Source organism: Streptomyces sp. SAS_270 (genome assembly GCF_052543295.1).
In genome coordinates, this window is sequence record NZ_JBMNDS010000056.1 from 1 (window position 1) to 11983 (window position 11983).

At 71.3% G+C, this 11983-nt stretch carries 12 protein-coding genes; 8 read left to right on the top strand and 4 right to left on the bottom strand.

Translation table 11 applies throughout. The annotated features are described in order from the left end of the window. The 4 genes from ACN6LB_RS30345 to ACN6LB_RS30360 all read right to left on the bottom strand — a co-directional run. The coding region (locus ACN6LB_RS30345) for a 2-oxoacid:acceptor oxidoreductase family protein (RefSeq protein ID WP_445028663.1) at positions 1–399 on the bottom strand (399 nt) is incomplete at its 3' end. Positions 400–693: 294 nt separating this feature from the next. Then, positions 694–1353 (bottom strand): response regulator transcription factor, encoded by a 660-nt coding sequence (locus tag ACN6LB_RS30350; RefSeq protein WP_356145345.1) that lies wholly within the window; start codon positions 1351–1353, stop codon positions 694–696. Positions 1354–1690: 337 nt separating this feature from the next. Further along, positions 1691–3046, bottom strand: a complete 1356-nt coding sequence (locus ACN6LB_RS30355) for a sensor histidine kinase (RefSeq protein WP_445028664.1) — start codon at positions 3044–3046, stop codon at positions 1691–1693. Between the two features lie 285 nt (positions 3047–3331). Continuing rightward, complete coding sequence (locus ACN6LB_RS30360) at positions 3332–4669, bottom strand: sensor histidine kinase (protein WP_445028665.1); 1338 nt, start codon at positions 4667–4669, stop codon at positions 3332–3334. A 219-nt stretch (positions 4670–4888) separates the two neighbouring features. On the opposite strand from ACN6LB_RS30360, the gene ACN6LB_RS30365 reads away from it, so the two are divergent. From ACN6LB_RS30365 to ACN6LB_RS30400, 8 genes are all read left to right on the top strand, one after another. Next, positions 4889–5308 (top strand): NADH-quinone oxidoreductase subunit A, encoded by a 420-nt coding sequence (locus ACN6LB_RS30365; RefSeq protein ID WP_445028666.1) that lies wholly within the window; start codon positions 4889–4891, stop codon positions 5306–5308. Then, on the top strand, positions 5299–5961 hold the full coding sequence (locus tag ACN6LB_RS30370) for an NADH-quinone oxidoreductase subunit B (RefSeq protein ID WP_445028667.1): 663 nt from the start codon (positions 5299–5301) through the stop codon (positions 5959–5961). The genes ACN6LB_RS30365 and ACN6LB_RS30370 overlap by 10 nt, the downstream gene beginning before the upstream one ends. Then, positions 5958–7145 carry an NADH-quinone oxidoreductase subunit C gene (locus ACN6LB_RS30375; RefSeq protein WP_445028668.1) on the top strand — a complete coding sequence of 396 codons (1188 nt, stop codon included), beginning with the start codon at positions 5958–5960 and terminating at the stop codon, positions 7143–7145. The genes ACN6LB_RS30370 and ACN6LB_RS30375 overlap by 4 nt, the downstream gene beginning before the upstream one ends. Then, positions 7142–8110: a complex I subunit 1/NuoH family protein gene (locus ACN6LB_RS30380; protein ID WP_445028669.1), complete on the top strand. Its 969-nt coding sequence runs from the start codon at positions 7142–7144 to the stop codon at positions 8108–8110. Before ACN6LB_RS30375 ends, ACN6LB_RS30380 begins: the two co-directional genes overlap by 4 nt. 2 nt (positions 8111–8112) lie before the next feature. Beyond that, positions 8113–8901: a 4Fe-4S binding protein gene (locus ACN6LB_RS30385; protein ID WP_445028670.1), complete on the top strand. Its 789-nt coding sequence runs from the start codon at positions 8113–8115 to the stop codon at positions 8899–8901. Next, entirely contained in the window at positions 8898–9665 is a 768-nt protein-coding gene (locus ACN6LB_RS30390; protein ID WP_445028671.1) for an NADH-quinone oxidoreductase subunit J family protein, read from the top strand. The genes ACN6LB_RS30385 and ACN6LB_RS30390 overlap by 4 nt, the downstream gene beginning before the upstream one ends. After that, positions 9665–10030, top strand: a complete 366-nt coding sequence (gene nuoK / locus ACN6LB_RS30395; RefSeq protein WP_356145326.1) for an NADH-quinone oxidoreductase subunit NuoK — start codon at positions 9665–9667, stop codon at positions 10028–10030. The genes ACN6LB_RS30390 and nuoK overlap by 1 nt, the downstream gene beginning before the upstream one ends. Then, positions 10027–11983 (top strand): NADH-quinone oxidoreductase subunit 5 family protein (locus ACN6LB_RS30400; protein WP_445028672.1); only part of this gene is annotated, 1957 nt, incomplete at its 3' end. The genes nuoK and ACN6LB_RS30400, both read left to right, overlap by 4 nt.

The following is an 11983-nucleotide window of genomic DNA, read 5'->3' on the forward strand; positions in this document are numbered from 1 at the left end:
GTCCGTGTTGACGATGATCTCCGCGCCGCGCGGCAGATCGCCCACGTTCGCCTTCAACGCGGCCGGGTTCATCGCCACCAGCACGTTCGGCGCGTCGCCGGGGGTCAGGATGTCGTGGTCGGCGAAATGCAGCTGGAACGACGAAACGCCCGGCAGGGTGCCTGCGGGCGCCCGGATCTCGGCGGGGAAGTTCGGCAGCGTGGACAGATCATTACCGAACGATGCCGTCTCGGAGGTGAACCGGTCCCCCGTCAGCTGCATACCGTCACCCGAGTCCCCCGCGAACCGGATGATCACCCGATCCAGCCGGCGGACATCCTTCGCCCCCACCGGTTTGCGCTGTTCTCCTACGACGGCTTCGTCGGCCTGCTCCGCTGGGCTACTGACCTGGCTCGTCACTGAACTGGACCTCCCTCGAGGCGGCTTTTCGGGAGTGGCCGTCCCGCCGGCCTTCCCAATATCAACCCTACGTCGGTAAGGGTCGCCTTCCTGTGGCCATTCGCATGATGGACACCCATTTGAGACGACCACGCGCCCTGATTTGCCATGATTTGCTCGCCCCCCGGCGCTTTCCTGGTAGACGCTCCCCGCTCACCCACTGGTTCTTGCTTCACGCACATTGGTTCGGGCACTGGTCCGGTTTCACACGCGGCGGTTCCGGCTTCACCTATCAGCTGACACAGTGTCAGGTAGTCAGGAGTTCAGATAGGTGAGCACGGCCAGAACACGCCGGTGGTCCCCGTCACTTGGGGACAGACCGAGCTTCAGGAAGATGTTGCTGACGTGCTTCTCCACCGCGCCGTCGCTCACCACCAGCTGACGGGCGACGGCCGAGTTCGTGCGCCCCTCGGCCATCAGTCCCAGGACTTCTCGCTCACGCGGGGTGAGTCCCGCGAGCACGTCCTGCTTGCGGCTGCGGCCGAGCAGCTGCGCCACCACTTCGGGGTCCAGCGCCGTGCCTCCCTGGGCCACCCGCACCACCGCGTCGACGAACTCACGTACCTCGGCTACCCGGTCCTTGAGCAGATAGCCGACCCCGTGGCTCGAACCCGCGAGCAGTTCGGTGGCGTACTGCTCCTCGACGTACTGCGACAGCACCAGGACGCCGAGCCCGGGATGCGCCTTGCGCAGCTGCACCGCGGCCCTGACCCCCTCGTCGGTGTGTGTCGGCGGCATCCGCACATCGGCGACGACGACGTCAGGCAGCTCGTTCTGCGTCGCCAGCTCGGTGATGGTCTTGATCAGCGCGTCACCGTCCCCGACACCCGCCACCACGTCGTGTCCACGGTCGGTCAGCAACCGGGTCAGGCCCTCCCTGAGCAGCACTGAATCCTCGGCGATGACCACCCGCACCCTGTCCTCCACGATTTTCGGCCCCCCACAGCCCGTCCCCGGCCCGCACCGGTACCTCCCGGCCCGCCGGGGTCCGCTCCCGGCTTCCGCCGGTCCAGTCCCCGCTCATACGACAGCCCCCAGCATTCCAGCATCGGGACCGGACCGCTCCCGAGCAACGGGAATAGCCGGGAGTGGTTGGGGCATTTCAGCCCGTCCGGCGTTCGAGGACGAGCGCGAAGCGGGATGGCAGGGGGAAAGGGGCGCAGCCCCCAGGACAACGGGACGGGTAGGGGTGGAGGGGGCGAAACCCCGTAGGGCCCGCCCCCCGGCAGGCCCTGGCAGGCCCCGGCAGGCGTCACCCCCGCCAGGGCAGCTCCGCCGTGATCCGGGTCGGCCCGGCCACGGGCGAGTCCACCACCAGAATCCCGTCCACCGCGTCGAGCCGCTCGGCGAGCCCCGCCAGCCCGGACCCGCCCGAGACGTCCGCTCCGCCCACACCGTTGTCGGTGACCTGGATCATCAGCCGGTTCTCGACGCGCCACACATCGACCATGGCGACGGTCGCCCGCGAGTGCTTGCTGATGTTCTGCAGCAGCTCGGACACCGTGAAGTAGGCGATCCCCTCGATGGCGGGCGCCGGCCGGGACGGCAGGTCCACCTCGACCTGCACCGGCACCGTGCAACGCGAGGCCACCGCGGACAGTGCCGCGTCCAGGCCCCGGTCGGTGAGAACCGCAGGGTGGATGCCGCGCGCCAGATCCCGCAGCTCCTGCAACGCCGTCTTCACCTCGCCGTGCGCCTCGTCGACCATGCGCGCCGCGGCCTGCGGGTCCTCCGTCAGCTTCTCCTTCGCGAGACCGAGCCCCATCGCGAGGTTGACCAGTCGGGCCTGCGCCCCGTCGTGCAGATCGCGTTCGATACGGCGCAGGTCGGCCGCGGCCGTGTCCACGACGACCCCACGGTCCGACTCCAGCTCCACCACACGCGTCGCCAGCTTCGAAGGGCCGAGCAGCCCGTGCACCATCAGCCGGTCCACCGTCGTCAGCGCCCGCACGATCCACGGCGTGGCCATCGTGAAGAGCAGCCCGACCAGCGCGGTCACCGTGACCTCGAACGGGTTGTCGAGGTAGATGGAGTGCGTGCCGTCGCCGTACAACTGAAGCCCGCCCTGGCCGCCGTACATCGGGAAGATCCAGAACCACAGCGGATACGTCAGCAGGGCCCAGCCGTACGCCCAGACATTCAGCGCCACGACGAACGAGAACACGGCCCACGGAAAGTGCAGCACCGCGTACAGCAGATGCCGCCAGGACGTGCCGCTCTTCAGCACGGCCCCCATCCAGGCCAGCGCCCCGTGCCCCTTCATGCGCAGCGGCTCCGGCTCGGCCACCTCCAGGCGGAGCAGTGCGCGCGCCCGCGCCCGCTCCAGCGAGCCGAAGCCGCGGCAGCTCGCCAGGGTCGCCGCGAGCACCGGGACGCCGACGAAGGTGATCAGCAGACCGGCGCCGAGCGAGAACATCGTGACGGTGAACGTGAACATGACGACGCTGATCGGGAAGCTGAGCATCACATAGCCGAACTCACGCCAGCTGCGGGCCTCGATCGGCGCCCGCAGCGGGGCCGGGAGACGGTGCCGCCGCTCATCGGCGCCCGCCCCGCGGAATCCGGGACCACTGTGCGACCCGTACCCCTGTCCGTACTCCGTGGCCATCGGCGTCGTCCGTTCTACTCGTCTGCTCTGCGCGTCTGCTCGCCGGCTTGTATCCCCACTCTGCTGGCCGCGGTGCTTTTGGGCCATGGAGCGGGTCGGCGTCTTGAGGCGGGGGTTTTCCCTACCTCATCTCGGCCTGACCTCGCGCGGGGGAACGCGGACGCCCGGCGGGCTCTGTGGCGCGCCGGGCGTTCGTTTTTACGACTGTCGTGCCGGTGCCGGTGCCGGTGCCGGTGCAGGTGGCGGGCGTGGTGGCGGTGGCAGGCGTGGTGCGGGTGCCGGTGACTAGCGTTCCGGCCCGTCCTGGCGGTCCCGCCACGGCAGTTCCGCCGTGATGGTGGTCGGGCCGCCGACCGGCGAGTCGATGACGAACAGGCCGTCGACCGCGCCGAGCCGGTCCGCGAGCCCCGCCATCCCCGTACCGCCGTCGAGGCCGGCGCCGCCGCGCCCGTCGTCCTGGACCTGGATCAGCAGCCGCTCGTCCGAGCGCCACACATCGACGGACGCGGATCGCGCCCCGCTGTGCTTGCTGACGTTCTGCAGCAGCTCGGAGACGGTGAAGTAGGCGATCCCCTCGATGGCCGCCGCAGGGCGGGCCGGGAGGTCGGCCGTCACCTTCACCGGCACGGTGCACCGGGAGGCGACCGACGACAGCGCCGCGTCCAGGCCCCGGTCGGTGAGAACCGCCGGGTGGATGCCGCGCGCCAGGTCACGCAGCTCCTGCAGGGCGAGCTTCACCTCGCCGTGCGCCTCGTCGACCATGGCCGCGACCTGCTCGTCGGCCTGGCCCTCCAGAAGCTTCTCCTTCGCGAGACCGAGCCCCATTGCGAGGTTGACCAGCCGGGCCTGCGCCCCGTCGTGCAGATCGCGTTCGATACGGCGCAGGTCGGCCGCGGCCGTGTCCACGACGACCCCACGGTCCGACTCCAGCTCGGCGATACGCCGCTCCAGCTCGTCGGAGGGCGACAGCAGCCCGCGCACCAGGGCCCGGTCCACGTTCGTCAGCCCCCGCGCCAGGAACGGCAGCACCGGCCACAGCACGAACAACGACACCATCGTGATCGTGAACGTCGCGATGCCCCACGGCAGCCGTATGAACTCGTACAGGACCGTCCGCCAGCCCACCGGGTCCTTCAGGCTCGACCACAGCCAGCCGAAGAAACCGGTCCGGCGCACCGGCAGCGGGCTCGGCTCGTCGATCCGCAGGCCGAGCAGCTTCCGCGCCCGCGCCCGCTCCGCCTTGCCCAGCTGCCGCACGCCCCGCAGCCCGCCGGCCAGCAACGGCAGTCCGACCACCGTCACCGCGAGCCCCGCACCGGTGAACACCATCGCCGCGACGTACGTGAAGCCGACGATGGCGAGCGGCAGATTCGTGAGGAGATGCGCGATCTCCTTCCACGTCTGCCCGCCGAGGGCGAATCGGGCGGGCGGCAGCTGGTCTCCGTCCGCGGTGCCGTCGGTGGCTCCGCCGTACGCGCCGCCGTACTTGCCGCCGTGGGCGCCGTTGTGGGCTGCGTCGGACGTGCCGCCGTAGGCGCCTGCGTAGGAGCCCCGGTAGGTGCCTTCGTCCGGCGGGCCGATGACGGGCGCCCCCGGCCCGTGCGTGGTGCTGCGTTCGGTCATGTCCGCCAGCCTGCCGGGCCGCGGGCCGTAATGCCATGAGGGGGACCGCCAGGTTCCCCTGGGGAAAACCCCACCCCACCCCCGAACGCGTTCGGACAGGGCGACGAACGCCTTCGGGCATGGCAACCTGTGACGGGCTGCTTACCGTCTCTTTAGCAGGCCCTAGACTCCGGTGCGTACAGATCGTCGAACACAACGTTCAGGGAGCGAGGGGCGGACGTGCCGGAACCGACCATGGTCGCGGGAACCGGGAACCGAGCCGTCGTCGCGGCGGACTATTTCCAGTCCTACTCGGTCGTCGGACTGCTCGCCCTCGTCGGCGTGCTGTTCGTCGCCGTCGCCTTCGGCGCGGGACGTCTGCTGCGGCCGGTGGTCCCCACCCCCGAGAAACTCCTGACGTACGAGTGCGGTGTCGACCCCGTCGGCGAGGGCTGGGCCCACACCCAGGTCCGCTACTACGTCTACGCCTTCCTCTACGTCATCTTCGCCGTCGACTCGATCTTCCTCTTCCCCTGGGCGACGGTCTTCGCAGCGCCCGGCTACGGCGCCGCGACCCTCGTGGAGATGTTCCTCTTCCTCGGCTTCCTCGCCGTCGGCCTGCTGTACGCATACAAGAAGGGCGTCCTCACATGGGCGTGACGCCGGAAGCACATGCGCCGGAGCCCGTTCTCCTCCCGGAGCCGAAGCGGCTCGGCGCCCTCTCGCGCCTCGCCCCGGAGCCCATGAAGGTCGTCCTCAACTGGGGCCGCCGCTACTCGCTCTGGGTCTTCAACTTCGGCCTCGCCTGCTGCGCGATCGAGTTCATCGCCGCGTCGATGGCCCGCCACGACTTCATCCGCCTCGGCGTGATCCCCTTCGCACCGGGTCCGCGCCAGGCCGACCTGATGGTGGTGTCGGGGACGGTGACGGACAAGATGGCGCCCGCCGTGAAGCGGTTGTACGAGCAGATGCCCGAGCCGAAGTACGTCATCTCGTTCGGCGCCTGCTCCAACTGCGGCGGCCCTTACTGGGACTCGTACTCCGTCACCAAGGGCGTTGACCAGATCATCCCCGTCGACGTTTACGTCCCCGGCTGCCCCCCGCGTCCGGAAGCCCTCCTCCAAGGCATCCTCAAGCTCCAGGAGAAGATCGCTCGGGAATCACTGGGGGAGCGGTACGGCGTCACACGCCCGTCGACGGCCGCGCTGCAGAGCGGGCTGGTGCAGCCGCCGGCCGGGCCACCGGCTGAGGGTCCGGCGTCGGGTCCGGTGTCGGGTCCGGTGTCGGGTCCGGTCGCGGGGGAGGGCCGATGACCGTCGGCTGGCTGCCCGCTCCCGTCGAGGAACTCTTCGGCCCGGAGGCCACGGCCGAGGAGTCGTACGACGTCCTCACGGTCGACGTACCGCCGACGGCCTGGATCACCGCTCTGGAGACGGCCCGCACCACCCTGTCGTGCACGTACTTCGACTGGCTGAGCGCGGTCGACGAACCCGGCACTGGCTTCCGCGTCTCCGCCCACGTGGTGGCGCTCTCCCCGGTGCGCAGGCTTCTCGTACGGACGACGGTTCCGCACGAGGCGGCGGTCCTGCCGTCCGCGATCTCCGTCTACGCCGGCGCCGCCTGGCACGAACGTGAGACCCACGAAATGTTCGGCGTCTCCTTCGAGGGCCACCCGGCACTGGACCACCTCCTGCTGCCCGAAAACTTCGAGGGCCACCCCCTCCGCAAGGACTTCGTCCTCGCCGCCCGCGTGGCCAAGGCATGGCCCGGCGCGAAGGAACCCGGCGAGTCCGAGCACGGCGGACCCAAGCGCCGCCAGATGCTCCCCCCGGGCGTCCCCGACCCCAACGAGTGGGGCCCCCTCAAGGGCCAACTCCCGCCCGCCCCCTCCCGCCCGGCCCGCGGCGCCGCCCGCGCGGCAGGCGACCGCCCGGCACGCCGAGCCCGCACGGCAGCCGAGGGCTCGGTCGGCCAGGCGGCAGCCGAAGGTTCGGTCGGCCAGGCGGCAGACGAGGGTTCGGTCGGCCAGACGGCTCCCCCCGCCTCTGCGGACACCCCGGCACCGGCCCGCCGCGCACGCAGCGCGAGCCAGGGCTCGGCGACCCAACGCGCCCAAACCGCCGCCGCAGCGACGCCTTCCGCGGCCCCGGCCGGCAACGAGCCCAAGCCGCCTGCCGCACCGTCACCGAGCGGTCCCGACACGTCGCGCGGCACGGACGCCCCGTGGCACCACGCCCGCCCCGCGTTCGAAGAGCCGGGCCAGGACGGCGACCCCAAGGCCACGCCGGCGACCGACACCACCTCGGGGACTGAAGCGGCTCCGACGACCGATGCCACCTCGGGGTCCGCGACTCCGGCAACGGAGGCCGCGCCGGAATCCGTCCCGCAGTCCGACGAGAGCCAGGACCCCGCCTCCGCCGACCCGGAGGACCAGGCAAGCCCGCCGGACCCGTCAGATGCGGCGAACCCCGCAGACCCCGCAGGAGGCGCGCAGTGAACGACGCTCTCGACGTCGCCCTGCGACTCCTCGTCGTCTTCGTCGTGTTCCTGACGTTCCCCTTGATCGTGGGGCAGACCGAGCACAAGGTGATGGCTCACATGCAGGGCCGCCTGGGTCCGATGTACGCGGGTGGCTTCCACGGCTGGGCCCAACTGGTCGCGGACGGCGTGAAGTTCGCGCAGAAGGAAGACATCGTCCCCGCGGGCGCGGACCGCCGTATCTTCCAACTCGCCCCCGCCGTGGCCCTCCTCCCATACCTCCTGGTCCTCCTCGCCATCCCGATCGGCCCCGGCGAGGGAGCCGTCGGCGAGGTCGTCGACGCGGGCATCTTCTTCGTGCTCGCCGTCATGGGCGTCGGAGTCCTCGGCTCACTCATGGCCGGCTGGGCCTCCGCCAACAAGTTCTCCCTCCTCGGCGGCCTCCGTACGGCAGCCCAGCTCCTCGCCTACGAACTGCCCATGCTGCTCACCGCCGCCTCGGTGGCGATGGCGGCCGGCACCGTCTCCCTCCCCGGCATCGTCGACGCCTTCGAGTGGTGGTGGCTGCCATGGCAGATCGTCGGCGCGATCGTCTTCTTCGTCGCGGGACTGGCCGAGCTCCAGCGGCCGCCCTTCGACATGCCGGTCGCCGACTCGGAGATCATCTTCGGCGCGTACACCGAGTACACCGGCCTGCGCTTCGCTCTCTTCCTCCTCGCCGAGTACGCCGGAATCGTCGTCCTGTGCGGTCTGACCACCGTCCTCTTCCTGGGCGGCTGGCACGGTCCGGGAGGCGCCGACGGCTTCGGCTGGGTCTGGACCCTCCTGAAGACCGCGGTCCTGGCCTTCGTCGTGATCTGGCTGCGCGTCACCTACCCCCGTCTTCGCGAGGACCAGCTCCAGAAACTCTCCTGGACCCTCCTCGTCCCGCTCGCTCTCGCCCAGATCGCCCTCACCGGCGTCGTGAAGGTGGTGATCTCGTAACCATGGCTCCGATCCCCGGCAGTGGCCTCGCCAAGGGCCTGGCCGTCACTCTCCGCACGATGACGAAGCGCTCGCACACCGCGCAGTACCCGGACGCCCAGCCCGACCTCCCGCCCCGTTCGCGCGGTGTCATCGGCCTCTTCGAGGAGAACTGCACGGTCTGCATGCTGTGCGCTCGCGAGTGCCCCGACTGGTGCATCTACATCGACTCCCACAAGGAGACGGTCCCGCCCGCCGCCCCCGGCGGACGCGAGCGCAGCCGCAACGTCCTCGACCGCTTCGCCATCGACTTCTCCCTCTGCATGTACTGCGGTATCTGCATCGAGGTCTGCCCTTTCGACGCCCTCTTCTGGTCCCCCGAGTTCGAGTACGCGGAGACCGACATCCACGAACTCACCCACGAGCGCGACAAGCTCCGCGAGTGGATGTGGACCGTCCCGGCCCCACCCGCCCTCGACCCCGGCGCCGAGGAACCCAAGGAATTCACCGCCGCCCGCAAAGCCGCCGACAAACTCGCCGCAGAACAGGCAACAGCCACCGAGCCCGAGTCTCCGGCCCCCACCCGGACCCCCGCCAAGGCAGAGCCGCAGACTCCCGCCCAGGCCGAGACCTCAGCCGAGGACACCGGCGTGAGCACAGGTACCGGTGCAGGTGCAGGTGCTGGCACGACCGAGCCTCCGGCTGTGGGCGCGCCCGAACCTCCGGCCGCCGATACGGCCGACACCGCCGAAACCCCCACCACCAACGGACCGCCCACCCCGCCCGCCGATCCGCAGGAGGGTGAGTCGTGAGTCTCGCCGCAGCAACGGCCGCAGCAGGAACGGCCGCCGCGGCGCGGGCCGCGACCACCACCGCCGCCGAGGGCCACGGCTTCCTCTCCCCGACCGGCGTCGAGATCGCCTTCCTCCTCGTCGGCCTGGTCACCTTCGGCGCCGCGATCGTCACCGTCACCACCAAGCAGCTGGTGCACGCCGCCTTGTGGCTCGTGGTGGCGCTCGGCGGTATCGCCGTCGAATACCTCCTCCTCACGGCCGAGTTCATCGCCTGGGTGCAGGTCCTCATCTACGTCGGCTCCGTCGTCGTTCTCCTCCTGTTCGGTCTGATGCTCACCAGGGCCCCCATCGGCCGCTCCCCGGACGCCGACTCCGGCAACCGCTGGGCCGCCCTGACCGTGGCCGTCGCCGCGGCCGGCGCCCTGATCTGGGTCGTTGTCGACGCCTTCCGGACCACCTGGGTCGACCTGGACGGCGCCGCCGCCGGTTCCACAGCCGTGACCGGCGCGAGCCTCTTCCAGAACTGGGTGCTTCCCTTCGAAGCCCTCTCCGTCCTCCTCCTCGCCGCCCTCGTCGGCGCGATCGTCCTCTCCCGCAAGGCGAAGGCGGACGCGGCCACCACCACCGCCCGCCCGGCCTCCGGGCGAGGCACTCCCACAGGGCCGGGCGCCCTCTCCGGGACGGGCACCCCCTCCGCTGCCGGCCCCTCCGCCGCACGCGGTACCCCGAGCCGTACGGCCGCCTCCGACGGGCAGTCCCCGGCCAAGGAAGGGCCCCGCTGATGCACCTCGCCTATCCCGCCGTGCTCTCCGCCCTCCTCTTCTGCACGGGCCTGTACGGAGTCCTCGCGCGGCGCAACGCGATCCTCGTCCTGATGTCCGTCGAGCTGATGCTCAACGCCGTCAACCTGAACCTCGTCGCCTTCGACGTCTGGCTCTCCAGGACCGCCCGCGACACCCTGCACTCCGGCCAGGCACTGACCCTGTTCACCATCGCCATCGCCGCCGCCGAGATCGGCATCGGCCTGGCGATCGTCCTCGCCGTCCACCGCAATCGCGGCACCTCGGACATCGACAAGCTCCGCGACACCGCCGAGGGCCACGACAGTGGCGCACCCGCGGCCGAGAAGGCTGAGGCCACCGCGTGACCACGACCACCCTCGCCGTCCTCGTCCCCCTCCTACCTTTCCTGGGCTCCGTGGCGGGACTCCTCCTCGGCCGCACGGCCCCGGGCTTCGTCCGGCCCCTCGCCGTCCTGCCGACCCTGACCGCACTCGTCGTCGCCGTGCTGGTCGCCGTACGCCAGGGCGGCGAGCAGGCGGTCAACGCCGCCACCGAGCTGACACCCACCGGCTCGGTCCCGATCGAACTGGCTCTGCACATCGACGGCTTCGCCGCCCTCGTCGCCGTCCTGGTCGGCCTGGTCGCGTCCTGCGTGCAGATCTACTCGACGGGCTACCTGCGCGACGACCCGCGCTACCCCTCGTACGCCGCTCTCGTCTCCCTCTTCACCTCCGCGATGCTGCTCGTCGTCTACTCCGGCGACCTGATCGTGCTCCTGGTCGGCTGGGAGATCATGGGCATCTGCTCGTACTTCCTGGTCGGCCACTACTGGGAGACCCCCGAGGCCCGCGCCGCCTCGATCAAGGCCTTCCTGGTCACCAAGCTCGGCGACGTCCCCTTCCTCATCGGCCTGTTCGCACTCGCCACCGACGCCGGGTCCTTCCGCATCACCAAGGTCTTCGGCGCGGTCGCCGGCGGCGGACTCGACCACCCGACGCTGATCGCTCTGCTGCTCCTCGCCGGCGTGGCGGGCAAGTCGGCGCAGTTCCCGCTGCACACCTGGCTCCCCGACGCGATGGCGGGCCCCACGCCCGTCTCCGCCCTGATCCACGCCGCGACGATGGTCGCCGCCGGTGTCTACTTCATCGCCCGGCTCCTCCCCGTCTTCCAGTCCTCCTCGGCCGCGATGGTCGTCCTCGCCGTCATGGCCGCCGTCACGATGGCCGGCTCGGCACTCGCCGCGCTCGCCCAGGACGACATCAAGCGCGTCCTCGCGTACTCGACGATCGGCCAACTCGGCTACATGACCGGCGCCCTTGCCGTCGGCGACCGTGGTGCCGCCGTCTTCCACCTCCTGTCGCACGGCGCCTTCAAGGCGCTCCTGTTCCTCGCGGCCGGCGTGATCATCCACGCGACCGGCACCAACTCGCTGGCCGCCATGTCCCGGATGAAGGACCTGCGCGCCCGCATCCCCGACGCTTACTGGACGATGACCGTGGCGCTGCTCGCTCTCGCCGCGATGCCGCCGTTCAGCGGCTTCTTCTCCAAGGAAGCCGTCCTCGGCGCCGCCGAACACGTCGCCACCGGCCACACCGAGCACGCCCCCGGCGCCGCGGGCTGGATCGTCCTCGTCGCCGGCCTGCTCACCGCCGTGCTCACCGCCGCCTACGCCACCCGCCTCTGGCTGCTGGCCTTCCGCGGCCGGGGCCCCGAGGCCCCCGACCACGGCAGGCAGCCCCTCACCATGACCGTGACGCTGTGGGTCCTGGCGGTCCCCTCGCTGGCCGTCGGCCTGGCGTACGGGCCGCTGCCCGACTGGTTCGACGGCCGCGACCTCACGCCGGTCCTCACCACGTCCGTGCTCGGCACCGGGCTCGCCCTCGTCGGCGGACTCGTCACCTACGGCGCCTGGCGGCACACCACCGCTATGGCAGCCCCGGTCCCGCTGGGCGCCGTCGCGGCCCACCCCGAGGGCGACCCCGGGCTGGTCGAGGCCGAAGCCATCGCGAGCCATGCACCCGCCTACGGAAACGTGGCCTCCGCGCCCGACCCGGCGGACCCGGGCCGACTGCTGCTCGGCCCGCTGCACCGCCACGCTGCCGTCGGCTTCCACCTGGACGCCGTCTACGCGGCGCTCTTCGTCCGCCCGGTCCAGGCCGCGGCCGCACTGGTGCGATTCCTCGACCGCGAGGTCGTCGACACCTACGTACGCGGTGCGGGCGCCCTACCCCGCTGGCTCGGGGGGGGGGGGGGGGGGGGGGGGGGAGGGGGGGGGGGGGGGGGGGGGGGGGGGGGGGGGGGGGGGGGGGGGGGGGGGG